The sequence below is a fragment of the Actinoplanes sp. NPDC051411 genome (assembly GCF_040682075.1).
GTDB lineage: Bacteria > Actinomycetota > Actinomycetes > Mycobacteriales > Micromonosporaceae > Actinoplanes.
Genome location: NZ_JBFBAD010000071.1, coordinates 12,140 through 35,302 on the forward strand (window position 1 = coordinate 12,140; position 23,163 = coordinate 35,302).

At 73.5% G+C, this 23,163-nt stretch carries 18 protein-coding genes; 10 read left to right on the forward strand and 8 right to left on the reverse strand.

Features of this window, described 5'->3' with window-relative positions; all coding sequences use genetic code 11:
• Positions 1-104: 104 nt before the first annotated feature.
• The 4 genes from AB0M88_RS32830 (at position 105) to AB0M88_RS32845 (ending at position 2,453) form a co-directional block, all read left to right on the forward strand.
• Entirely contained in the window at positions 105-461 is a 357-nt protein-coding gene (locus AB0M88_RS32830) for a metalloregulator ArsR/SmtB family transcription factor (protein ID WP_364109266.1), read from the forward strand.
• Between the two features lie 47 nt (positions 462-508).
• On the forward strand, positions 509-1,192 hold the full coding sequence (locus tag AB0M88_RS32835) for a helix-turn-helix domain-containing protein (protein ID WP_364109268.1): 684 nt from the start codon (positions 509-511) through the stop codon (positions 1,190-1,192).
• Between the two features lie 93 nt (positions 1,193-1,285).
• Positions 1,286-2,008: an MIP/aquaporin family protein gene (locus AB0M88_RS32840; RefSeq protein WP_364109271.1), complete on the forward strand. Its 723-nt coding sequence runs from the start codon at positions 1,286-1,288 to the stop codon at positions 2,006-2,008.
• A gap of 31 nt (positions 2,009-2,039) precedes the next feature.
• Positions 2,040-2,453: an arsenate reductase ArsC gene (locus AB0M88_RS32845; RefSeq protein WP_364109273.1), complete on the forward strand. Its 414-nt coding sequence runs from the start codon at positions 2,040-2,042 to the stop codon at positions 2,451-2,453.
• Positions 2,454-2,495: 42 nt separating this feature from the next.
• Here AB0M88_RS32845 and AB0M88_RS32850 read toward each other — a convergent pair whose 3' ends face one another.
• Positions 2,496-2,876: a hypothetical protein gene (locus AB0M88_RS32850; protein WP_364109275.1), complete on the reverse strand. Its 381-nt coding sequence runs from the start codon at positions 2,874-2,876 to the stop codon at positions 2,496-2,498.
• A gap of 44 nt (positions 2,877-2,920) precedes the next feature.
• On the opposite strand from AB0M88_RS32850, the gene AB0M88_RS32855 reads away from it, so the two are divergent.
• From AB0M88_RS32855 to AB0M88_RS32880, 6 genes are read left to right on the forward strand one after another with little or no spacing between them, the layout of a single operon-like run.
• Entirely contained in the window at positions 2,921-3,544 is a 624-nt protein-coding gene (locus AB0M88_RS32855) for a hypothetical protein (protein WP_364109277.1), read from the forward strand.
• Positions 3,545-3,603: 59 nt separating this feature from the next.
• Positions 3,604-6,693, forward strand: coding sequence for a BTAD domain-containing putative transcriptional regulator (locus AB0M88_RS32860; RefSeq protein ID WP_364109279.1), 3,090 nt, complete (start codon positions 3,604-3,606; stop codon positions 6,691-6,693).
• 11 nt (positions 6,694-6,704) lie between these two features.
• On the forward strand, positions 6,705-8,063 hold the full coding sequence (locus tag AB0M88_RS32865) for an FAD-binding oxidoreductase (protein ID WP_364109282.1): 1,359 nt from the start codon (positions 6,705-6,707) through the stop codon (positions 8,061-8,063).
• Between the two features lie 2 nt (positions 8,064-8,065).
• A complete protein-coding gene (locus tag AB0M88_RS32870) occupies positions 8,066-8,926 on the forward strand; it encodes an AraC family transcriptional regulator (RefSeq protein ID WP_364109284.1) in 861 nt (286 codons plus the stop codon).
• On the forward strand, positions 8,889-9,299 hold the full coding sequence (locus AB0M88_RS32875; protein ID WP_364109287.1) for a DUF2000 domain-containing protein: 411 nt from the start codon (positions 8,889-8,891) through the stop codon (positions 9,297-9,299). Before AB0M88_RS32870 ends, AB0M88_RS32875 begins: the two co-directional genes overlap by 38 nt.
• Positions 9,296-10,180, forward strand: a complete 885-nt coding sequence (locus tag AB0M88_RS32880) for a DMT family transporter (RefSeq protein WP_364109289.1) — start codon at positions 9,296-9,298, stop codon at positions 10,178-10,180. Before AB0M88_RS32875 ends, AB0M88_RS32880 begins: the two co-directional genes overlap by 4 nt.
• Here AB0M88_RS32880 and AB0M88_RS32885 read toward each other — a convergent pair.
• From AB0M88_RS32885 to AB0M88_RS32915, 7 genes are all read right to left on the reverse strand, one after another.
• Positions 10,098-12,230 carry a hypothetical protein gene (locus AB0M88_RS32885; RefSeq protein ID WP_364109291.1) on the reverse strand — a complete coding sequence of 711 codons (2,133 nt, stop codon included), beginning with the start codon at positions 12,228-12,230 and terminating at the stop codon, positions 10,098-10,100. The two genes, AB0M88_RS32880 and AB0M88_RS32885, sit on opposite strands and share 83 nt — an antisense overlap.
• Positions 12,227-15,628: a DUF5682 family protein gene (locus AB0M88_RS32890; RefSeq protein WP_364109294.1), complete on the reverse strand. Its 3,402-nt coding sequence runs from the start codon at positions 15,626-15,628 to the stop codon at positions 12,227-12,229. Before AB0M88_RS32890 ends, AB0M88_RS32885 begins: the two co-directional genes overlap by 4 nt.
• Positions 15,621-16,724, reverse strand: a complete 1,104-nt coding sequence (locus AB0M88_RS32895) for an AAA family ATPase (RefSeq protein WP_364109296.1) — start codon at positions 16,722-16,724, stop codon at positions 15,621-15,623. The genes AB0M88_RS32890 and AB0M88_RS32895 overlap by 8 nt, the downstream gene beginning before the upstream one ends.
• Positions 16,721-21,325 carry a hypothetical protein gene (locus AB0M88_RS32900; RefSeq protein WP_364109299.1) on the reverse strand — a complete coding sequence of 1,535 codons (4,605 nt, stop codon included), beginning with the start codon at positions 21,323-21,325 and terminating at the stop codon, positions 16,721-16,723. The genes AB0M88_RS32895 and AB0M88_RS32900 overlap by 4 nt, the downstream gene beginning before the upstream one ends.
• Positions 21,322-22,167, reverse strand: a complete 846-nt coding sequence (locus AB0M88_RS32905) for a DUF4132 domain-containing protein (RefSeq protein ID WP_364109301.1) — start codon at positions 22,165-22,167, stop codon at positions 21,322-21,324. Before AB0M88_RS32905 ends, AB0M88_RS32900 begins: the two co-directional genes overlap by 4 nt.
• A 63-nt stretch (positions 22,168-22,230) precedes the next feature.
• On the reverse strand, positions 22,231-22,392 hold the full coding sequence (locus tag AB0M88_RS32910) for a hypothetical protein (protein WP_364109304.1): 162 nt from the start codon (positions 22,390-22,392) through the stop codon (positions 22,231-22,233).
• Positions 22,393-22,433: 41 nt separating this feature from the next.
• A complete protein-coding gene (locus AB0M88_RS32915; protein WP_364109306.1) occupies positions 22,434-23,096 on the reverse strand; it encodes an MFS transporter in 663 nt (220 codons plus the stop codon).
• Positions 23,097-23,163: the final 67 nt, after the last annotated feature.

Here is a 23,163-nt window from a genome sequence, read left to right on the forward strand (position 1 = left end):
TCGTCTCCTCTCGAACACGGACCCATGGATTTGATAGTTATTGGATCCGATGACTGTCGAATCCGACACTTGCACGCGGATTCGACTCATGTCAAGGTCGACCTATGTCGAATCCGGGTCCCCTCCTCGATCAGGCCGCCGAGGCGCCGTGCTGCCCGCCGATGGCCCAGCAGAAGGTGGATGCCGAGGCCGCCGCGTCGCTGTCGGCCGCCTTCAAAGCCCTCGGCGACCCGGTGCGGCTCCAACTGATGTCGATGATCGCGTCGGCGCCCGGCGGGGAGATCTGCGTCTGCGACCTGACCCCGGCGTTCGAGGTGTCCGAGTCGACGATCTCGCACCACCTGAAGGTCCTGCGCACCGCCGGCCTGGTCGGCTCGGAGCGCCGTGCGAGCTGGGTCTACTACTGGCCCCGGCCTGGCCTGATGCGCCGGCTGGCGACGCTGTTGACCCCGGATGCCTGACCCCCACGGCTTGACGCGGACCGGATAGGCCAGCCACCATTGACTCAATGAACGCTGACCCTTCTCTCCTGGCGCGGGCCCGGGTGCACGCCGCGCTCGGCGACCCGGCCCGGCTGGCGATCGTCGACGCGCTGACGCTCGGTGACGCCTCACCCGGGGAGATCGGCGCCGACCTCGGCATGCCGACCAATCTGGTCGCCCACCACGTCAAGGTCCTGCACGAGGCCGGCCTGGTCGGGCGGAGCCGTTCCGAAGGCGACCGCCGCCGCACCTACCTGCGCCTCGACCCGGCCGTTCTCGCCTCTCTGACCCCGCCCCCTTTGCACGCCGGGGAGCGGGTCGTTTTCGTCTGCACCCACAACTCCGCCCGCTCCCAGCTGGCCGCCGCCCTGTGGCGCGACCGGGTCGGCGGGGCGGTCACCTCGGCCGGCACCCGTCCCGCGGCCCGCGTCCACCCCCGGGCGGTGAAGGTCGCCCACCGGCACGGCCTCGCCCTCGACCCGGCTCACACCGCCCACGTCGCGGACGTGGTGCACGACGGCGACCTGGTCATCGCCGTCTGCGACAACGCCCACGAAGACCTCGCCGGCCCCGTGCGGCCCCAACTGCACTGGTCGATTCCCGACCCCGTCCGCGTCGACACCGACGAGGCGTTCGAGGCCGCCTACACAGACCTGGAAAACCGCATCAACCGGATCGCACCCACCGTCGAAGGTCCGCCCCGAGACTGACCACCGATCGTCCCCTGCCGCGCGGACCGCATGCCCGACGACCCGCGGGCCGGTTCCACGCGGCCGCCCCGAACAGACCGGAGTCCGCTCGTCATGCCCCACATCGCCCCGTGGCGTCGGCTGCTCGCCGAGTTCGCCGGCACCGCACTCCTGGTCACGGCCGTCGTCGGCTCCGGCATCATGGCCACCACCCTTTCGCCCCACGACGTCGGCCTCCAGCTGTTGGAGAACTCGGTCGCGACCGCGTTGGCGCTCGGTGCCCTGATCCTGACGTTCGGCCCGGTCTCGGGAGCGCATTTCAACCCGGTGGTGTCGGCAGCGGACTGGTTCCTCGGCCGCCGCACCGGAACCGGTCTGACCGGCGCTGACCTGGCGGGCTACGCGGTTGCCCAGATCGCCGGGGCGATCGCCGGATCCGTGCTGGCGAATCTGATGTTCGCCCTCGACGCGGTCACGTTCTCGCACAAGGACCGCAGCGCACCGCATCTGTGGATCGGCGAGGTCGTCGCGACCGCCGGCCTGCTGATGCTGATCTTCGCGCTGGCCCGGTCCGGCCGGGCACCGGCCGCTCCGGCGGCGGTCGGCGCCTACATCGGCGCGGCGTACTGGTTCACCTCGTCGACCAGCTTCGCCAACCCGGCGGTGACGATCGGCCGCGCCTTCACCGACACGTTCGCCGGGATCGCCCCGGCATCGATTCCCGGGTTCCTCCTGGCCCAAATCGTCGGTCTGTTCGTCGGCGTCGGCCTGCTGGCGGCGCTCTACCCACATGTTGGTGTGGCGGCCGACGAGGTCGTCGTCACCACGACCCCGTGACTGCCCCGTCTCCGACAAGAGGATGTTCGTGATGACCGACAAGCCCAGCGTCCTGTTCGTCTGTGTGCACAACGCCGGCCGTTCGCAGATGGCCGCGGGCTGGCTTCGGCATCTGGCCGGTGATGCGGTGGAGGTCCGCTCGGCCGGTTCCGAACCGGCCGATCAGATCAACCCGGCCGCGGTCGAGGCGATGCGGGAGGTCGGCATCGACATCACCGGCCAGAGCCCGAAGCGCCTGGAATACGAGACCGCGCGGGACTCCGACGTGATCATCACGATGGGCTGCGGCGACGCCTGCCCGGTCTTCCCCGGTAAACGCTACGAGGACTGGGAACTGGAGGACCCGGCCGGCAAGGGCGTCGAGGCCGTACGCCCGATCCGCGACGAGATCAAGGGTCGCGTCGAGACCCTCCTCGGCGAGCTTCTCCCCGCTGCCCCCGCTTGATCCGCAAGGCCCCGGCGTCCCCTGGGCGCGGTTCCGGGCGGTTCAGCGGGGCTGGTGGCAGACCGAGTGGCCGTCGGGGCAGAGGTAGTAGGCGACGCCGGGGGTGAACTCGACGCGGGAGGCGATCTGGTAGGTGATGCCGTCGCCTGGGGTGAGGACGATCGCGTACGGGATCTTGTGGTCCCAGCCGCCGTCGAAGCCGGCGAAGGCGTCGGTCGCGCCGGCCTCGTAGCCGGCGTCGAAGATCTGCTTGTCGGTCGCCGGGAGGCTGAGGGTGCCCTGCTCGGCCCGGCCGTCGCGTACGCCCGCCGCGTAGCTTTGGTCAGCCGCGGCCGGCTCGGGAGAGGTTGAGCGGCCGAGCCAGTATCCGCCCGCGGCGACCACGATCAGGGCGAGGATCGCGAGCACTTTCCACGTACGCATCCTTCGGACTCCCTCGCGAGGACGGGTATCTTGCCGGGCATGCTATGCGAGATGTGCGGGGGCACTCGGTGAGCCGGCGGCCGCCGGGGGCGGCGGAGGAGACGTTTGCCGTGGCCAGCCGGCGGGTGATCCGGTTCGCGGCGGGCTACGCGTTCGTGGTCGTGGCGGTCGCGGCGCTCGGTCTGGCCGGTTATGCGGCGATCCGCAGCGGGGCGGCCGATCCGGTTTCGGTCGGCACGCAGGTGTCGGTCGTGCTCGGCACCACGCTCACCGGGCTGGTCGGGCTGGTCTGCGTCATCGGCCTGCTGATCTCCGCCATCGTCTGGATCGTCAGCGCCCACGGGCTGCGACCGGCCGGGCCGGGCGTTCTCGGCTACGTGCTGATGTCGACCAGCCTGCTGCTGATCGGACTGGCGTACGTTCTGCCGTCGCTGGTGCCGACGGTGAACGCGGCGATCGTCACCGACGCCGCGATGCGGATCGCCGCCGTCGCCGTCCTGGTCGTGGGCGTGATCGTGGTGCGGTCCGAGATCCGGGGCGAGACCGGCCTGGAGATTCCGTCCGGCCACCGCACGATGCAGGTCAGCGGCGACGACTGGAACGCCTCGAAGTGGGACCCGGAGGTTCTCGACGACATCGAGCGGCGCCGCGGCAGCCAGGATTTCTGACTGTCGGGTTTGCTGGCGGGCCCTCGATCGGCGGGGCGTCCCCTGCTGTGATGGGGCGCGTGCGGATCAGGCTGCTCGGTGAGTTCGGGATCGATCGGGACGAGGCACCCGTCGACCCCCGTGAGTGGCGGCTGCGCAAGGCCCGCACGCTGGTCAAACTGCTGGCGCTGGCGCCCGGTCAGCGGCTGCACCGCGACGTGCTGCTCGACCTGTTGTGGCCGGGCAAGCCGGCCGGGCCGGCGCTCAACAACCTCCATCAGGCCCTGCATGTGGCGCGGCGGGTGCTCGCCGGTGACGGTGCCCGGGCGGGGCTGATGGAGTTGCAGAACGACCTGGTGGTGCTGCGGGTGGACGCGCCGGTCGAGGTCGATGTCAGCCGGTTCCGGGAGTTGGCGGCCGGTGGTCCGGCGGCCCGGCGGGAGGCGGTCGCGGCCTACACCGGCGACCTGCTGCCGGAGGATCGTTTCGAGGACTGGGCGGCCGGCCCGCGGGCCGAACTGCGGGGGCTGTTGTGCGAGCTGCTCGTCGACCTCGGTGATGTGGCGTCGCTGCAGCGGGCGCTCGAGATCGATCCGCTGCACGAGCGGGCGGTACGCGGCCTGATGCGGCAGCTCGCGGACGCCGGTCGCCGGTCCGAGGCGCTGGCTCGTTATGAGCGGCTCCGGGACGATCTGCTCGCGGCGTACGGAAGCGACCCGGACCCGGAGTCCAAGCGTCTCTACCGGGATCTTCTGACCGGCGGCGGCGAACCGCGGCCGGCCCGCGACAATCTGGCCCCGGCCCTGACCAGCTTCGTCGGCCGGGAGCGCGAGATCGCCGAGGTGCACCGCCTCCTGGCCGCGGGTGGCCTGCTGACCCTGACCGGGGTCGGCGGCGCGGGCAAGACCCGGCTGGCCGAGGAGGCGGCCCGGCGCCTGCTCGACTCCTACCCGGACGGTGTCTGGTTCGCCGATCTCGCCCGGGTGGCCGAGCCGCGGCTGGTGCCGGACGCGGTGGCGGCCGCGCTCGGCCTCGACCCGGCGGCCGGTTCGCGCCCGCTGCGGACCCTGGTCGGCCGGCTGGTGTCCCGAAATCTGCTGCTGATCCTGGACAACTGCGAGCACCTGCTCGGCGCGTGCGCGGAGCTGGCGAGCGCGGTCCGGCGCGCCTGCCCGGGAGTGGCTTTGCTGGCGACCAGCCGGGAACCGTTGCACGCGCCGGGCGAGATCACCTTCCGCGTGCCGTCGCTGCGGGAGACCGCGTCGGTCCGGCTGTTCACGGACCGGGCTCGCGAGGTGCGCCCCGATTTCGTGGTCGACGACGGGAACTTGGCCGCGGTCGCCGAGATCTGCCGGCGCCTCGACGGCATCCCGCTCGCGCTGGAACTGGCCGCCGCCCGCACGTCCCACCTCGAGCCGGTGGAGATCGCCGAGCGGTTGCACGAGGCGCTTTCGCTGCTCGGGCGCCGAGGCCAGATCACCCGGCACGCGACGCTGCGGGCGGCCCTCGAGTGGAGCCACGCGCTGCTCGCCCCCGACGAGCAGATCCTGCTGCGCCGGCTGTCGGTCTTCGCCGGCGGTTTTTCCTTACAGTCGGCCGAGGAGGTCTGCGCCGACGGCTCCGCGCCGCCGGATGAGGAGGGCCGCGCCGATCGACGGCTCGGGCGGGGCGACGTGCTCGACTGCCTCGGCCGGATCGTCGACAAGTCGCTGGTGCAGATCGAGCGCACCGGCGACCGCTCGCGCTACCGCCTGCTCGAGACGATCCGCCAGCTCGGGCGCGAACGGCTGGCCGAGGCCGGCGAGACCGACGCGTTCGACGCCGCCCACTGCCGCCACTTCCTGAAGCTGGCCGTCGACAGCGATCCCGATCGCGGGTCCGGGATCGTCGCCGAGCGGCCGCAACAGCTCGACGTCGACCACGACAACATGCGGGCCGCGCTCGGCTGGGCGGTCCGGCACGACCCGGCCCGGGCCCTGTCACTGGGCGTCAGCCTCTGGCGTTACTGGCTGGCCCGCGGCCATTTCGCCGAGGGCGCGGGATGGCTGGAACGGGTTCTGGCGGTGCGGACGGAACCGTCGGCCGACCGTACGCGGGCGCTGTTCGCTCTGGCGGTCCTGGAGGCCCGCCGGGGGCTCAGCGCCCGGCTGCCGATCCTGGCCGATGAGGCCGTCAAGGCCGCCGATCGCCCCGGTCTCGCCTGGGCCCGGCTCATGCGCGGCGTGCTGCTGGTCGGGGTGGCCGAGATCGACGAGGTGGAGCGGGTGGCTCTCGCCGAGAGCGAGGGCGACCCGCCCGCGGCGGTCGCCGCGACGGCCCATTTCCTGGCCGCGCTGGCGGCGCTCTTCCGGGAGGACGTACGCACGTCAGCGCGCCGATTCGACGACTGTCTGACCAGTTTGAAATCCGTTGACCCCGGCGCGCCGCCGTTTCTGCCGGCGGTGACGTTCTGCCTGCCGCTGGCGCCGGTCGGCGACGCCATGGTGCCGGTGTTCGAGGAGTCGTGGCTGCTCGGTCGCCGGGTCGGTGCCGTGCAGGGCCGCGGCTACGTGTTGTCGGCGCTCGGTTACGTCCATCGGCTGGCCGGTGATCTGGACGCGGCCCGGTCGACGACGGCGCAGGCGGTCGACGAGTTCGCGCGGATCGACGACCCGGCCGGGCTGGCCCACGCGCTCAACCATCTGGGCTGCGTCGAGCGGGACGCGCGGCTGTTCGATCCGGCGTTCTCGCATCTGCGCGAGGCGTTGCGGCTGCGGCAGCGACTCGGGGACCGGCGGGGCGAAAACCTGAGTCTGGCCAACCTCGGTCTGCTGTCCGCGGCGGCCGGCGACTTCGCTGAGGGGCGGCGGCTCGCGCGTACGGCATGGGAACACGGAGAGTCGGTGGACGACGGACCCGGGGTCGCCGGGGCCTTGCTCGATCTTGCCGTGGTCGAGCTGTTCGCGGGGGATCGCGGCCGGGCCCGTTCGTTGACCTCGCAGGCCGTGGAGGCGTTCGTTCCGCAGGGATACCTGCGGTTGGAGGCGTGGACCCGGTTGCTGGCCCGCGAGCTGGCGCCGGACGACCCGGCGTCGGAACGCCATGGCCGGGTGGCCCTGGAGTTGTTCGGCCGCCTCGGCTGCCGGCTCGGTTATGCGCGCGCTAAGGCGATGCAAAGGCCGCCTTCCTAGCGTCGTCTGCCATGACTACTGGAGAAGCCACACTCGGCGAACTCGCCTCGGTTCTGCGCGGCGATCTGATCCGGCCCGACGACCCGGGCTATGACGAGGCGCGAGCCATCTGGAACGGCGCCCACGACCGCCGGCCGGCGCTGATCGTCCGCTGCCGCGGGGTGGCGGACGTGTTGCGGACCGTGGAGTTCGCGCGAAGTGAAGGTCTGCCGCTCGCGGTTCGCGGCGGCGGGCACAGCATTCCGGGATTCTCTACTGTGGACGACGGGATCGTCCTCGACCTGAGTCTCATGCGCGGTGTCCGCGTCTCGCCCTCCCGGCATTCGCTGATCGCGCAGGGTGGCTGCCTGTGGAGCGACGTCGACGCGGAGGCCCAGGCGTTCGGGCTGGCCGTGACCGGCGGCCTGATCTCGACCACCGGCATCGCCGGGTTCACGCTCGGCGGCGGCATCGGATGGCTGGTCCGCCGATGCGGCCTGACCTGCGACAACCTGATCGGCGCCGACGTCGTGACGGCGGACGGGCAATACCTGCACGTCAGCGAGGAATCGCATCCCGAGCTGCTGTGGGCCCTGCGGGGTGGCGGGGGCAACTTCGGCGTCGTCACGTCGTTCGAGTTCCGGCTGCACGAGGTCGGGCCGACGGTCTTCGCCGGGCTGGTCTTCTACCACGGCTCGGATGCCGCGCGGGTGCTGGAAGGATTCTCCTCTCTCTCCGCGTCCGACGACCTGTCCCTGGCGGTCAACCTGACCACCGCGCCGCCCCTGCCGTTCCTGCCGGCCGAGGTGCACGGAAAACCGGTAGTGGCGGTGCTCGGGGTCTGGTCGGGCAACCTGGCCGACGGGGACGCCGCGACCCGGCCGTTCCGGTCGCTGGCGCCGGTCGTCACCGACCTGTTCGGCCCGATGCCCTACTCGGCGATGCAGAGCATGCTCGACCCGCTGTATCCGCGCGGAGTCTGGAACTACTTCCGGTCGGCGTTCTTCGACGACCTCGACCCGGCACCCCTGGTCGAGGCCTACTCGCGGCTGCCCAACGCCATGTCCGAGCTGCACATCCACCATCTCGGCGGGGCGATGGGCCGGGTGCCGGCCGACGCGACCGCGTTCGGCAACCGGAACCATCCGTTCCTGCTGAACGTGGTGGCCCGCTCGGCCGACGCCTCCGGCTACCCGTCGGCGGTGTCGTGGGCGCGCGAGGCGGCTCGCGCGGTCGGGCCGGACGCGGCGGCGTACGTGAACTTCGGCGGGGAGGGGCCGTCCTACCCGAAGGACACCTACGACCGGCTGGTCGCGGTCAAGGACCGGTACGACCCGACCAACCTGTTCCAGCTCAACCAGAACATCCGGCCGTCGGGCATACGCTCGTAGGCATGACCGCTCCGGAGATGCAGGCGTGGCGGCCCTCGCTGCCCGGAGTGGCCGAGGTGCTGCACGCCCACTTCACCGATCATGCGTACCCGATGCACGCCCACGACACGTGGACGCTGCTGATCGTCGACGACGGCGCGGTCCGCTACGACCTGCATCACCACGAGCGTTTCGCCTCGCGGGACCTGGTCACGATCCTGCCGCCTCACGTGCCGCACGACGGTGCCCCGGCCACGCCGGGTGGCTTCCGCAAGCGGGTCATCTACCTGGAAAGCGGGCATCTGTCGGGCAGTCTGATCGGCCGGGCGGTCGACGGGCCGTGCTTCCCCGACCGGTCCCTGCGGCAGACGATCTCGGCCCTGCACGGGGTGCTCCGGCAGCCCCTCGAGCTGTTGCGGGCCGAGTCGCTGCTCGCGCTGCTCACCGACGGCGTGCGGGCGCACCTGGGCGACCAGGTGCGTCCCTTCGCCGGCGATCAGACGGCGGCCTACCTGCTGCGCGACCTGCTCGAGGCGCACATTCTCGACGGGGTGTCGCTCTACGAGGCCGGGCGCGTGCTGCACTTCAACCCGTCGCACCTGGTGCGGGCGTTCAGCCGCGAATTCGGCATGTCGCCCCACCAATATCTGACATCACGCCGGGTCGACGAGGCGCGCCGGCTGATCCTCTCCGGGGAGCCGCTGAGCTCGGTCGCCCGCAGCAGCGGCTTCTACGACCAGCCGCACCTGGCCCGCCACTTCAAGCGGATCCTCGGCGTCAGCCCGGGCGCGTTCGCGTCAACTTCGTACAAGACCCGGCGCCCCTTCCCGGCGGATCGTCGGTCCCATGGAATTCGACACCAAGATCGCCGTCCTGCTCCGTGACGATCTGCTGACCTGGCAACGCCTGAACGTCACCGCCTTCCTGGTCAGTGGCCTGGGCTCGGCCCAGCCCGCGCTCGTCGGCGCGCCCTACGAGGACGGCAGCGGCGTGCGCTACCTCGCCATGTTCGGCCAGCCGGTGCTGGTCTTCGAGGGCGCCTCCGCGGTACTTCAGGCCGCCCACTCCCGGGCCGTCGCCCGGCATCTGCCGACCGCGATCTTCACCGCCGACCTGTTCGCCACCGGCAACGACCACGACAACCGGGCCGCCGTACGCGCCGTGGCGACCGAGAAACTCGACCTGGTCGGGCTGGCCGTCCACGGCCCGAAGAACGCCGTCGACAAGGTTCTCAAGGGCGCCCGGATGCACCCGTGAACCCTTCGCTTCTCGTCACGATGGCCCTCTTCGGCAGCGCGTTCGCCGGCTCGAAGGTGGTGGTCGAACAGCTTCCGCACCAGGTCGCGGCCGTACTCCGCTTCGGAGGTGCCGCCCTCATCCTGCTCACGGTCGTCTTCGCCCGCCGGCGGGGCGCCCGGCTGACCCGCGCCCAGATCATCCGGTGCGGCCTGGTCGGACTGCTCGGCGTCTTCGCCTACAACGTGTTCTTCTTCTGGGCGCTGTCACTGGCCCCCTCGATCGACGGCAGCGTCATCGTGCCGGTCATGAGCCCGATCCTGGTCGTCCTCGCCCGGCCCGAACGCACCACGCCGTTCCGCATCGCCGGCCTGCTTTTCGGGCTCACCGGCGCGGTGGTCTTCTTCACCGGCGCCCGCCTCGGCGGCCCGCGCCTGCTGGGCGACCTGCTCTTCCTGCTCGGCGCGGGCGCGTGGGCGGCATACAGCATCACGTCGAAACGCGTCCTGGCCGGCGTGGACCCGTTGCGCGCCACCACGATCGCCACCGGGGTCGGCGCGATCGCCCTGCTCATCCCGGCGGTGCCGGCACTCCCGGCCGCCCATTGGGGCGCGGTTTCCGGTACGGCGTGGGCCGCGCTCGCCTACCTGGCCGCCGGACCGACCGCGCTCGCCTACCTCCTCTACTACCGCGGCCTGGCCAAGGTGAGCCCGTCCACCGCGACCATCATGATGTTCACCGTCCCGCTCTTCGGCGTCACCTGCTCGGCCCTGCTGCTCCACGAATCCTTCACCGCCACCCAACTCGCCGGGGCGGCGCTCATGCTCCCGGGGGCGATCCTGGCCGTGGCCGGCGCCAGGCCGTCCGAGTCACCTCGCCGGTGGCGCCTCGCTCGTAGATAGCGGCGGCCAGCCAGGCCAGCGCGAGCCGGCCCGGGTCGTGCGGGTCGAGCCGGCCGAACACGTCCCGCGTCCGCCGGACGCCGGCCGCGCCGAGCCCGGTGACCAGGGCGGCGGCCGCACCAAGCTGAGCCGAGGCGAGCACCCGTGCATCGTCGGCAGTGCCCGACAGGAGCGCGGGCCGGCCGGTCGCCACCACACGTTCGAGCAGGTGGCGCAGCAGGTGAAGCGGGGGAGAGGGCGGCATCGGCGGCTCGGTGACATCCGTCGTCCGGGCGCCGGGCAGGTCGGCGCGGGTGAGGGTCTGGGCACCCAGATCGACGTGGTGGTCACGCAACCACGGGGCGGCGATCGCCAGGGCGGCGACCTGGCGCGGCCCGGTGAAGCGGCCGACCAGGCGCACGCGGTGGCCGCGGGCGTATTCCGCGAGCAGGCGCAGGTTCGTGACGTACGGAAAAGCCGGATCCTCGATCGGCGGCGTGACCGTGACGACACCCCCGGGCCGGTCGGGGCTCGACTGGTGGAGTCTCAGCCCGTCGTGGCCGAGGCCGGCGATCGTGCCGTCGAGGAAAGCCAGGTCGTGGGCCGCAGCGGGACCGCCAGCTCTTCGATCGCGATGCGGCCGTTGGGCGGTGGCCAGCCAGCGCTCGACCTGGTCGGCCGGATCCACCTGCCAGAGCGCGTCGAGCGGCGCCTCGAACCAGCCGGCCCCCTCCGCGGCGACCGCCTGACGGGCCCGGCCATGACTGAGCCGCCCGGCGTCCGAGGCGTGCGCGTTGATCGCCCGTAGCCCGGCCCGCGCCAGGTCGTGATGGCTGAGCCGCACCTCACCCAGCTGCACGGACGCCCGGGTCGCGCCCCTGGCGACCGGGGGATCGGCCGGTTTTACGTCGGAGACCGTCCAGATCCGCCCGCGCTCGTCGGCCAGATAGGTGACCGCCCCGGCATGCCCGGTAGCCGCCTGCACCGGCTCGCAGAACAACCCGTAGAGCCGGAGGTCCCCCACCGGGGCGTACCCGCGCCGCGCCACCCCGATCGCGGCCGCATCCCGCCCGGCCAGCCGATGGCAGGTGGTGAGCAGCTCCCGCAGGTCGTCGGTGAGCTCGCCCAGGCGGGCGCCCGGCTCCTCCCGCCGGAGCGCCCGCAGCAGCTCGACAACCCTGATCGCCGCCGCCGAAGCCGCGTGCAAACCCACCGCCCGCGCCTCGTGACCAGCCCGCAGCAGGTCGGCCTGCGCCACCGCGCCGCCACCCGGAACCCCTACCCCGAGCAGCCGGGCCGCGGCGCCCCAGAGCAGTTCGGCCGCCGCCACCTGCGCCTCGCTGACGCCGTTTTCCGCCTTTGCTCGTGCCTGGTTGACGGGGGCCTCGTTGGCGCGGTTCTGCCGCTTGGCTTGCGCCTTGTTGGCGCGGTTTTCCGCCTCCGCCTGCGCCTCAACGGCGCGGTTCTGCCGCTTGGCTCGTGCCTTGTCGGCGCGGTTTTCCGCCTCCATCTGCGCCTCACCGACGCGACTCTCCACATGAGATCGGAGCCCGGCGGCGGGCGACGTCGCGGCGCTCGGCGCAGACGCCCCATTCGGGACGGCCGCGGAGTCGTCGGCCGGGTCGGCGGTTGGGCCGTCGGTCGGGTTGGGGGCTGGCCCGCCGGGGGCTGGCCCGCCGGGGGCTGGGCTGTCGGAGGCTGGGCTGTTGGGGGTTGGGCTGTCGGAGGCTGGGCTGTCGGGGGCTGGGCTGTCGAGGGCTGGGTCGTCGTCCCGGTCGCCGGCTGGGTCGGGCGCATCCTTGAGGATCGGGGCGGCGCTGAGGACGGCTGCGCGATGTAGGCAGCGCGGGGCCAGAAGGCAACTGCAGACGGCGTTCCCGGCCTGGACCACCGGGAGCGTCAGCGTAACCGCCACCTGGTCGTCCGGGCGCACCGTGACCACGTTGCCGGAGCGGTCGACGGCCCAGGCCCGGGCCTGTTCGACCGCCGCGTCGAGCCGCCCGCGCAGCCGGGCCGGCAGCGCGGCCACCGCTTCGGCGGTGACGTCGGCCGCGACCGGAGGAAGGCTCATCGGACCTGTTCTCCGATCCAGCGGGCCAACTCGGTCGGGCTCAAGGCCGCGACCGGCATGCCGGCCGCGACCAGTTGCTGCGCGATCCCGGCGCTGTATCGGGCCCGGCCCCGATCGTCGAGGCTGGCGCAACCGAGCAGGGTGGTGCCGTCGTCCACTGTGGTGCGTACGGCCGTCAACAGGTCACCGATCGGGTAGCCCTCCTCGAAGTCGCTGATCACGACGACCAGCGTGCGGGCCGGGACGGTGGTGATCTGGCGGGCGTAGCGCAGCCCGGCCGCGATGTGGGTGCCGCCGCCGACGCGGATCTCCAGCAGCAGCGACAGCGGATCGGTTACCCGGTCGGTGAGGTCGACGACCTCGGTCGAGAAGGTGACGAAGTGCGTCCGCAAGGCGGGCACTCCGGCCAGCACCGACGCGGTCAGCGCGGCCCAGATCGTCGACACCTCCATCGAACCGGACACGTCGACGAGCAGAATGACCTGCCAGTCGACGCTTCGCCGGCCGGGACTGCGGAACACCGGCCGCTCGGGCACGATGCGGGGCCGGCCGGAGTGGTCGACGCGTACGGTATGAAGGTTTTGCCGCACCGTGCCGGCCAGATCGAGCCGCCCGGTGGGCCGCCGGGTCGGCCTCGGCGTGCCGAGGCCGGTCAGCGCGGGCCGGATCCGGCGGGCCAGCTGCGCGGTGAGCTCGGCGGTCAGCCGGGCCACGAGCGGCCGCAGCTTCGCCAGGCGCCCCTCCGGCAAGCCGCCGGCCAGCGACAACACCGCATGCAGCAGGTCGATCGACGGCCGCACCCGCGCCGGGTCGACCGCGGTCACGGCGTCGAGACGGCCGCGCTCGGCCGCGCGGGCGACAACCTCATCCCGTACGCCGGAGCCGAACAGCGCCTCGAGATCGTCGAGCCAGTCCCGGATCTCCGGGTACGCCGGTTCCCGCCCACCGCGTCCGCCGCCGACGGCGTAGGCGCCCTCGCCCCGCCCGGCCCCGTAGAGCTCGTCGAGTGCCGTCGCCAGCCGCCGCTGCCCGGCCGGCAGTTGCTCCTTCTCCCGCCCGAGCAGCAGCCGCCACCGCTGAGTCGGCAAGATCGCCCCCACAGCGCTGCCGGGAAGCCGGCTCGTTGCGGCGTCGGTGGTTTGGCCCGGGGCGTCGGTGGCGGCGAAGTCGAGGCCAAGTGCGCGTAGCGCCGCCAACCCCGCCCGGTCGGCGCGGACCCAGTCGGCGGCCGTGGTGGGGTCGGTCGGCAGATGTTCCTGCACCGTGCCGTGGCGGTCGGCGATTGTGCTGAGCAGCCGGTCGCGGTCGGCCGGGCTGAGGGCGTCGAAGCCGCCCCGCAGCGCCGGCAGCCGCCGGACGAAGTCGTCGTCCGGCATCCGGTCGACGGCGTTCAGCAGCGGTTCGAGGGCCTCGCCGCCGGACTGCAGGAGGCCGCCGGCCGCGCTCAGCGCCCCCCGCAGCCGGTCGGTCGCCCCGGCGTCGGGCAGGTCGGCCCAGGAGGCGAGCCGCCGTCCGAACGGCGCCGGCTCCTCGTGGCCCAGCAGCACGCCGACTGCGGACGCCGCCCCACGCATCAGCGGTGACCCGTCTCGGGCCAGGGTCCGGATGGCCTGTTCGAGCCGGAGCGCCCGCCCGGCGTCGTCGGCCTCCCGGACCAGGTCGTGCAGCGCCCGCGCGTCCTCGACCCGGTTCGACCCGGCCAGCCCGCCGACCGCACCGACCGCGGCCGCGTGCAGGTCATCCCGCACCCCGTCAATCAAGGAAGACTGCGCCGCGTCACTCTCGGCCGACCGTGCCGTCCCGTCGGGCCGCCCGGCGGCGGCGTCGCCGGCAATGCGGCGCAGCAGCCGCAGCGCGGCCAGGATCTGCGAGATGTCGCCGCCGTGGCCGACCGCCTGCCGCACGTCGGCGAGCCGCAAACCCACCAGCCCCGGCAACGAGCAGCCGGCCGCGTCGGCGAGTCCCGCCAGCGCCTGCTCGGCGGTCGGCCCGCCGGCCTGTTGCTCGCGGCGCCGCCGGGCCCCGAGCAAACCCTCGGCCGCCTGCGCCAGCGTGACCCCGTGCGGGCCGGCCACCGCGAGTCCGGCGTCGGTCGTCGGCGTCCATTCGAGTCGCCACGACGTGGTCAGCGCCTCGCCGCCCGGCGCCGGCCCGGCCGTGCCCGGGCTGCCGTACGCGGCGCCGCAGGCGTTGAGCCGCCGGATCGCCAGCGATCGGGCGTGGTCGGTCGGTGACCGGAGCGGGTCGAGCCGCATCACGCGGGCGGGAGCTCCCGGCCCCGGCAGCTTGAGCCGCGCGATTTCGGCCTCGACCGCCGGGCGTAGCCCGCTCACCGGCGCCCCGGCCGGGAGCCGCCCCCGGCTCCGTCCTATGAGGACGGTCTCCATGGCCCGGGCGACGCCGCGCCCGCGTCCCACCGGCGCGCCCTGGGCCAGCACCGTCTGCAGTGCCTCGACCAGTTCGCCCCGGCCCGGCGCGGGCAGCGAACGCAGCCGGGCCAGGTCGGAGGCGAGCCGCGCCACCTCGGCCGCCTCGCCCGGTCCGGCCGGCTGGCCCTGGGCCCGCAGCTCGCGGGTGACCTCGACGGCGAACCGGTCGGCGGCCCGCTGCATTCGCGCCGGGTCGGCGCCGCAGTCGTGCACCGCCTGTTGCCAGCGCGGATCGCGGATGCCGGCCGGATAACCCGACCGGGCGTCGAGCAGGTCGAACGTATAGGGCACGAGGGAGATCACCGCGTCGGAGGCGGCACCTTCCGACAGGACCGGGCCGTCCAGCAGGACGGGAGCGTGGAACGCGCCGACCACGACCGACACCCGGCCCTCGGTGGCCGCCAGCCGTCCCCGCATCCAGGCCTCGCGCCGCAGGTCGAGCGGGTCGACCTCGCCCTGTCGCAGTGCCCACCCGGCCGCCAGCGCCGCCCGCCGGACCGCATCCGGCGGGCTGCCGGGTGCGGTCGCCTCGATCCAGCGGTCCCAGAGGTCGTCGCCCGCGCGCCCGGACAGGCCGGCCGCGATGCGCCCGTAAAGGGCCGGCGTGTCGGGCGACCGGCGTGCGACCCGGCCCAGCGGCAGGTCGCAGCAGATCACCGGCACATCCCGCCGGAGAGCCCAGCGGAGTGCCGCCAGCTCGGGGCTGAAGTCGGCGAACGGATAGAACGCCAGAGAACCTTCCGGGGAGGCCGCGGCCAGAGCCACCGGCGCGACCGTCGCCGGGTCGGCCAGCCAGCGCCACCACGGCTGCATCTCCGGCGGCAGCTCCACCAGCAGCGTCGCCGGGGCGAAAGCGTCGAGCAGCGCCGGCACGGCCGCCGCCAGCGTCGGCGAATGATGCCGTACGCCGATCAGCTGCACCCGATCATCGGAGGCCAGCCGTTCGACCGCTGCCCGGGGATCAGTCACGCAGCACGTCCCGCTGCTCCCACAGCTGCCGCCACATGCGCGAGCCCGCTTCGGCCCGGCGTCGCAACGCGCCGTCCCAATAGGCGAGCAGGCGGGCCGCATCGGCCGGGTCGTCCTTGCGTACGACCCCGAGCAGGTGCCCCGGCAGCAGTGACAGCGGGTCGGGGCCGGGCAGGTAGGCCGCGGCCAGCCCGATCGAGGCACCGACCGCGACCGCCTCGGCGGTGCTCATCACCGACGACGGCCGCTCCACCTCCCAGCCTTCGGCGCTCACTCCCGTCCGCAGGTCGCGGAACGCGGTCACCAGCGTGTCGATCACCGCCTCGTCGACCGCGAACGTGGCCCCTCCGCGTTCGACCGCGGCCCGGGCCTGCCGGGTGACCAGCGCGACCTCGGCGTCGAGGTCGGCGATCGGCGGTACGACCTCGAAGTTGAACCGCCGCTTGAGCGCCGCCGACATCTCGGACACCCCGCGGTCGCGCAGGTTGGCCGTCGCGATCAGGCAGAACCCGGGCGTGGCGTACCGCACCGCACCCTCCTGCCCGGCCAGCTCGGGCACGCTGATCCGCCGCTCCGACATGATCGAGACCAGCGCGTCCTGGATCTCGGGCAGGCAGCGGGTGATCTCCTCGACCCGGGCGACCGCCCCGGTTGTCATGGCGGTCAGGATCGGGGACGCCACCAGGGAGTCCGGCGACGGGCCCGAGGCCAGCAGCAGCGCGTAGTTCCAGCCGTAGCGCAGCTGGTCCTCGGTGGTGCCGGCGGTACCTTGGACGGCCAGCGCGCTGGTGCCGCAGATTGCCGCCGACAGCAGTTCGGAGAGCATCGACTTGGCCGTGCCCGGCTCGCCGACCAGCAGCAGGCCCCGTTCGCCGGCCAGCGTGACCACGCAGCGCTCGACCAGGGCCCGGTCGCCGATGAACTTCGGTTCGATGACGCGGCCCTCGACCGAACCGCCGGCGATGAACGTCACCACGGCCCGCGGTGTCATCAGCCAGCCGGGCGGCCGGGGCCCCGGGTCGGCGGCGGCCAGGAAGGCAAGCTCGTCGGCGAACCGGTGTTCGGGTGGATCGATCTGACGGGGGGCGACGGTCACGGCTTCTCCTCCAGATCGCGGTAGCGCGGCACATCGCCCTCGACGATGCGGGCCCACGCCGCCGCGAACAGCTCGGGCAGGGAGCGGGTCACGCGCCGGCCCGGATAGAGCGGTTGTTTCCAGGTCTCCATCGGCAGCCGGGGTGCGCGGTCGGGTTGCCATCCGCCGGGCAGGAACACCCCGCGACCGGCTCGTTCGCGCTTGGCCGCCACGAGCAGCTTGGCCGCGACCAGTTCCTGCTGGGCCGCCTTGAGCCGGGCCGGTTTCCACCCGTTCCAGCCCTGGACCGCCTTGTCGGTCGGATCGGGCAGCGCGAGCACCTGGAGGTAGTAGGCGGCGGCGTCGAGGGACAGGCCGAACCTCGAAGCGACGGAAGGGATCAGGGCCGGTGCGCTCACACCGGGATCATGCGGGGAGCCGGTCGAGCCGGAAGGCGCCGACACCACCGCGTCGATCCAATCGGACAGCACGACCCGCAGGTTGTCGGCCGTCGCCTCGTCGATGAAACCGAGCGCCGGGTCGTCGGGCCCGGACAGATGCGCCGGAACCAGGTGGTGGTAGACGTGGTCGCTCCACCGGTGGCCGTCGACCAGAGCCGGTCCGAGGTCGGGACGATCGCCTGCCCGGTGATTTCCCTGGCCGACCATGAGTGCCGGATTGGCCAGACGCTCGCGGACCAGCCGGAGCGCTGACGGAAGCGCCGCCCGGAGCGGGTCGCCCCACCGCAGGTGGTAGCCGAGCCAGGGCAGTGCCTCGGCCACGGCGGCCAGGTGCCGCCCCTCGAACGGCTGCCCGGAGTCGGCCGTGGTCCGCAGGTGGTAGTTCTTGACCTCGGTGCGTCCGTCGGTGCTGAGCCAGTCGCCGTCGGCCGGCGCGGCGATCGCCTGGAGCACACTGGCCGCGAGCGACTTGTCGATCACCCGGGCGAGGTCGGCGACCAGTGCTTCCGGTACGGCGATGCGCTTGCCCCGCAACCGGATCCAGGCCGCCGCGACCGCCTCGACGTCGGGCCCCTGCTCCCAGAGGGCGGCCGGGTCGGACGGCATCGCCGCGTCGAGCAGTTCGATCCGTTGCCACGGCTCGAGCTTGGCCAGCGACGCCTTGGCCACCTTGGCCTGGGCGGCGTTGATGCCGAGGGCCGCCCGCTGGGCCGGGGTGAGGAAGTTGGCCTCCCGCCCCGCGATCCCCGGCAGGCCGCCCAGCAACAGGACGGCCTCGGCCCGGGTCATGCCGGTCGCCGCGGCCAGCGCGTCGGCCGCCTCGGGCCGCCAGGGCGCCGGGCCGCGCGCGGCGAGCACCTGGGTGAAGAGGCGCAGCCGCTCACCGGGCCAGCGCGGGCTGGGCCGGGTCTCGGAAACCAGCGTCATGCCGCTCGGCAGGTCGAACGAGCCGATCTGGATCGCCGTCCGCGTCCAGAACGACCCGCCGTGCAGGTATCGGTCGTTGGGCGGGAAGACCACGGTGGTGCCGAATCGTTCGAGCCGGCCGCTTTCCATCCTCGACTGGCTGACCTCGACCGCTCGCGCCGGCGGCCCGTCCCCGGACAGCGGCGTGCCGGCGACCGTGTCGAGGAAGGCGGACAGCGCCGTGCGATGGGCCTCCTCGGTGACGGGGGACGCCGCCCGCAGCGCGACCGCGCCGAGCCCGCCGAGCAGCACCGTCCACACCGGAGCGGCCGCGGGAACGTCCGGCAGCTGCGCGGCGACCGCCCGCACCTGCTGCAGCAGATCGTCCCGGGAACCCGATCCGTCGTAGTAGTAGGTCCGCGGGGGCTCGCACAAGCCTCCCCAGGCCCGGCGCAGCGTGTCGTCGGCGACCGTGGTCTCGGGCCGCTCCGGAATCGACGCCGAGAGATGCTCGGAGACCGAGGCGAGCCGCCGCCGCAGGCGCACGGCCCGCGCGACCACGTCGGCCAGACGCGTCAGCAGCGCGCGATCGGTGACCGCCGGCAGGTGCGCCGCGAGGTTGGCCTCGACCGCCGCCCGCACCTGGGCCGTGCCGCTCACCGAGACGTCGAGCAGGGCCTCGGCCGTACGGTCGTCAAGCCCGCGCAGAGCCGCGGAGCCCTTCTCGTCGCGGGGTTTCAGCGCGTGCCACCAGTCCAGCGGCGGCAGGGTCGAGCTCGGCACCACCTCGCGGCCCAGCGCGTGCCGGCCGTCGGGGGTCCAGATGGCCACGCTCACGGCCGGATAGGTCTGCCCGTGCGTGATCGGCAGCGGCCGGTCGGCTCCCGGGACCGAGACCGCGCCGAGGGGGATCCGCGCCCATCCCTCGTGCCGGCCCGCGGTGCCCGGCACGGTCACCCGCCGGCCGTCCACGCCCTCGGCGTCCTCGTCCGACACGCGCCACCCGACCAGGCCGTCCTTCCAGCCCAGGGGCGACTCGGAGAACGCGGCCGGGGCCGGGCGCAGGCTGGACCAGCGTGCCTCGGACGGGCCGGCGGCCAGGAACGCCGGTTGGCTGAGGCGTCCGGCCGCACCGGTCCGCGGGTCGAATTCCCGCCACTGCCAGTCGTGGCCGGACCCGATTCCGGGCGGGGACTCCAGCCGCCAGTAGGCCTGTCCGTCGCTGATCAGCTCGTGCATCACGCCCGGGACGCCGGCATCCCCGGCGTGGATCGGCCGGTCGCCGGTGGTGAGACCACCGCCCGGCACCGGCAGCGGAGGCCGATTTCCGGACGCCTGGGCGAGGGTGTCGAGCCCGTCGCCCTCGATCAGTTCGCCGGGCCGGGACGACCAGTAGCCGACCGTGCCGCCCTCGCTTCGCCAGACCACCAGCAGCTCGCCGTCGGCGTAGAGGCAGCCGGTGGTCGAGTAGGACGTCGGTGCCTTCGGATGGCCGGCCGGGGGAAGCCGGAAGACGTGCTCGGTGATCTCGCCGTCGGGCCGGATGACGAACGCGGTCCGCTCGTCGTGCACGACCAGCTCCGGCCACGACACTCCGAATCGGACATTCTTGAGCTGGGCGGTGACCCGGTCGTAGGCCGGCCAGCCGAGTTCGGCCCCGAGCCCGCCGCGCAGCGTGCGGGCGAGCACGGCCGCCACGTCGATCGAGGTCAGCCGCCGGAAGCCGTCGGGCGCGAACGCCATCCCCTCCGGCGACCACACCGCGGCCAGGAAACTCAGGTCTTCGTCGAGGTCGGTGACGGTGCTGTCGCCGGCCCGGGCGGTCACCGAGGCGAGCAACTCGCTCAACACGTCGCGTACGCCCGCCGCGCCGAAGGCCTCGCGCAGCGTGGCCGACGGCAGCGGCGTGCCGGTCAGCGACCGGTCGCCGTGCAGTTGGGTGACGGCGTGCCGCACGCCGCGCGCGAGATAGGGACGCAGCGCCGGGTCGGCGGCCAGCGCGGCCAGGTCGCGGCGGCCCGGATTGCCGTCCCGCGCCCACCCGGCGACGTGGAACCAGTCGGGAACCGGTTGAAGGGGAACCGGTATGCCGGCCGCCCGGCACAGGTCGAGCACGTCGAGGTTGACCGAGCGCGGGTGTTCGCCGGCGAAGACGCCGCCCTCGGCCGCCAGGCGGGGCAGCATGCGTTCGACCAGTTGCAGAAGCCGGACGCTGCGCGGCGCCCGCCGGGCGCGCAGAAACCGCTGGAGCCAGGCCCCGGCCGAGCCGCCGGGCCAGGCCGCCTCGTCGGAGAAGGCGCCGGCCGCGTCGAGCAGCTCCAGCCACTGCTCGGACATGTCGGTGCCATAGCCGGGTGGCTCCGGGAGAACCTCGAGCAGACGGGACCGCACGGCGCCGTCGCGTTTGCCGAGCCGCACCAGCACCTTGCGATAGGACTTCCAGACCGACGGGTGCGACCGCAGCATCGCCGGATAGGTCAGAAGCCGCCCGGCGACCTCGTCGGCCTCCCGCTCGGCGTCGAGCCCGGCCGCCTTGGCCAGCCGGGCCAGGTCGGTCGCCATCGAGGTGTGCGGCGGCAACCCGCCCGCCACCCGGCGCAGGGCCAGCGTCTTCACCAACGCGTACGCCTCGGGGGCCGGCCGCCGGTCGGCCGCGCCGCGCGCATAAGCCGTCAGCATGGCCGCGGTCAGCGCGCCCGCGAACGCGAACTCGAGGTGCACGTCGCGCACCCGGTCCTCGTCGACGGTGAGCCCGTGCACCTCCTCGGCCCGCCGGGCGGCGGTGAAGCAGGTGCCGGCCATGCGCTGGTTGCCGGCGGCCAGATAGGCCCGGCCGGCCTGCTCCCAGAACGTGGGCAGGAACTGCGGCGCCGCCGCCCCGAGCCGCTCGGCCAGCGCGTCGTAGCCGTCCTTGGCGTTGCCCGGCTTCTGCCGCGCCACCCGGGCCAGCTTCTCCATCTCTTTGACCAGGGCCAGCGCGTGCCGCCCGTTGGCCGGGTCGTGCACCAGCGCCCAGGCCGGGAAGCCGAGGGCCTGCCGGCGGGCGTGCCCGACCTCGACCGGCTCGGCGGCCGGTGCGAAGCCGAGGAACTCCATCGAGAGGTCTTCGGCCGGGCCGACGGTCCCGCCGATCAGCCGGACCACTGTGCGGCCGTCGAGCACCGGGTGCTGATAGGACCGGGCGGTCACCGTGTCGAGGTCGGCCGCCGTGGGCGGCCCGGGAAGGATCGCGCCGGCCTCGATGAGCGTGCTCACTTCACGACCCCCGCCGCGTGCAGGGTCGCGGCCATGCGCAGCCCCTCGGACCAGGCCACCGCCGGCACCGCGGCGGGGGCCAGCGACTGGCCGCCCGCATCGGAGAAGGTCAGCTCACCGGTCTCGCCCTCGACGCCCGGATCACCGTCGCCGATCCAGACCGACGCGACGATCGGGGAACCGGCCTCCCACAGCCGGCACACCACCGTGCCGCCCTGCACCTGATAGCCCGCCGAGGTCGCCCTGGACTGCGCGTGCCGCAGCTGCTCGAACCGGGCCCCCGAGTAGCGCCGGAGCTCGGCCCGCTGTGCCTCCTCTTCCGGCGGTTTGTGCCAGACCTCGCGGAACAGCTGGAGCAGCCCCTGCTCGACGCCGAGGTCGCCGGCGAACTCGCGCAGGTCGTCGAGGTCGGGCAGGCGCACCGGATGCGGAATGGCGACCGTCTCGGCGGTGATGCGGGCCGACTCGCCGTCGAGGTCGACCACGCCGAGGCCGGTGGCCGTGCCGGCATCGCGCAGGAGACCGGCTGGACAGGCGTCCCCGTCGACCGGAACGACGACCGCGTCACGCAGCAGCGCCCGCCACGCCTCGTCGGCCCAGACCTGGGCGATGACGGCGGTCGGCACCGGCAGCGAGCGGATCATCCAGCGCTCGACCTCGGCCCGGCAGGACTGCTCGTGCCGGCGCAGCCACTCGGTCGTCTGCCGGAGGCCGACCACCGCGTCGTGCTCCTTGAGTGCCTTGGGCACGCTCCGCAGCGGTTGGCCCTGCGCGGTGCGCGCCACCACCTTTCCGCGATCGACACTGATCTCATGGTCGGCCCCCGCCGGCACCCAAGCCATCCGCGTTTTCCCCTCACCGAAACGTGAGGCGGATTGTGCCAGCGCCCACCGACATTTTCGGGGCTACCGGCGGAGAGCCCGGGCCGCGATCCCGGAGGCGGTCACGACGATCGCGCCGAAGACCGTCAGAACCAGCCGGGGGGCCCAGAACGTGTCGGCCACGGCGAGCAGCACGGGCGGGATGCCCATGCCGAGATAGCTGATCACGAAGAAGATGGCCAGCACGCCGGCCCGGGCGGTCGGCTCGGCCGCCGCGATCGCGCTGGTCAGGCCGGCGGGCCCGGAAGGAGGCGGAACCGGGCCGGGCGGGACTGCGTGAGGCGCGCCTGGAGGTCGACGGTTTCCGGCGAAAACCCCACTGCGACCAGGGCCAGCGCCAAAGTGGCGCCCATCAGGACGTACGGCGTACGCAACCGGTCCCCGGGTCCCCACTCGGCCAGCGCCCCCGAGATCAGCGGCCCCACGCTGAACCCGCCCAGGTTGGCCAGCGTGGCGACGGTCGCCGGCCGGCCGGACCGCGAACCCGGGCGGGCCGCCGCATAGAGGTCGCTCAGGTACGTCGTGGCGGTCGACGCCATCAGCCCGACCGCGACCCCGGTCAGCACCCGCCCGGCGATCAGCCCGGCGAACACCGGCCAGACTGCGATGACGATGTCGGCGGCGAGCGCGGTGGCCAGCGCCGGAGCGATGACGCGGCGCCGGCCGAACCGGTCCGACAGGTGCCCGAGGAAGTAGAGCCCGGCCCCCGCCCCGACGACCATGACGGCGAACGCGGTGGTGACGTCGGTCGGGCTGAGAGCGTAGAGGGGCCACAGCGGCGTCGGGATCGTCCCGAACGCGGTCAGCCCCGCGAACGCGGCCGCGACCAGCCAGAACCCGGTCAGGTGGCGGCCGGGCGCGACGGGCCGGGCGGCGGTGGTGAGTGACATGCTGCAAGGACACACCGGCTACGGCGTACGGGACACCATCTCGCCGCCAGCGTGGTGAGATAATTTC

What these genes read in the sequence shown, in the direction of transcription:
- AB0M88_RS32905 (WP_364109301.1), bottom strand. Translation starts at nt 22,167, where the DNA reads ATGGCTTGGGTGCCGGCGGGGGCCGACCATGAGATCAGTGTCGATCGC.
- AB0M88_RS32875 (WP_364109287.1), top strand. Translation starts at nt 8,889, where the DNA reads ATGGAATTCGACACCAAGATCGCCGTCCTGCTCCGTGACGATCTGCTG.
- AB0M88_RS32840 (WP_364109271.1), top strand. Translation starts at nt 1,286, where the DNA reads ATGCCCCACATCGCCCCGTGGCGTCGGCTGCTCGCCGAGTTCGCCGGC.
- AB0M88_RS32830 (WP_364109266.1), top strand. Translation starts at nt 105, where the DNA reads ATGTCGAATCCGGGTCCCCTCCTCGATCAGGCCGCCGAGGCGCCGTGC.
- AB0M88_RS32845 (WP_364109273.1), top strand. Translation starts at nt 2,040, where the DNA reads ATGACCGACAAGCCCAGCGTCCTGTTCGTCTGTGTGCACAACGCCGGC.
- AB0M88_RS32850 (WP_364109275.1), bottom strand. Translation starts at nt 2,876, where the DNA reads ATGCGTACGTGGAAAGTGCTCGCGATCCTCGCCCTGATCGTGGTCGCC.
- AB0M88_RS32865 (WP_364109282.1), top strand. Translation starts at nt 6,705, where the DNA reads ATGACTACTGGAGAAGCCACACTCGGCGAACTCGCCTCGGTTCTGCGC.
- AB0M88_RS32855 (WP_364109277.1), top strand. Translation starts at nt 2,921, where the DNA reads ATGCGAGATGTGCGGGGGCACTCGGTGAGCCGGCGGCCGCCGGGGGCG.
- AB0M88_RS32870 (WP_364109284.1), top strand. Translation starts at nt 8,066, where the DNA reads ATGACCGCTCCGGAGATGCAGGCGTGGCGGCCCTCGCTGCCCGGAGTG.
- AB0M88_RS32915 (WP_364109306.1), bottom strand. Translation starts at nt 23,096, where the DNA reads ATGTCACTCACCACCGCCGCCCGGCCCGTCGCGCCCGGCCGCCACCTG.
- AB0M88_RS32835 (WP_364109268.1), top strand. Translation starts at nt 509, where the DNA reads ATGAACGCTGACCCTTCTCTCCTGGCGCGGGCCCGGGTGCACGCCGCG.
- AB0M88_RS32885 (WP_364109291.1), bottom strand. Translation starts at nt 12,230, where the DNA reads ATGAGCCTTCCTCCGGTCGCGGCCGACGTCACCGCCGAAGCGGTGGCC.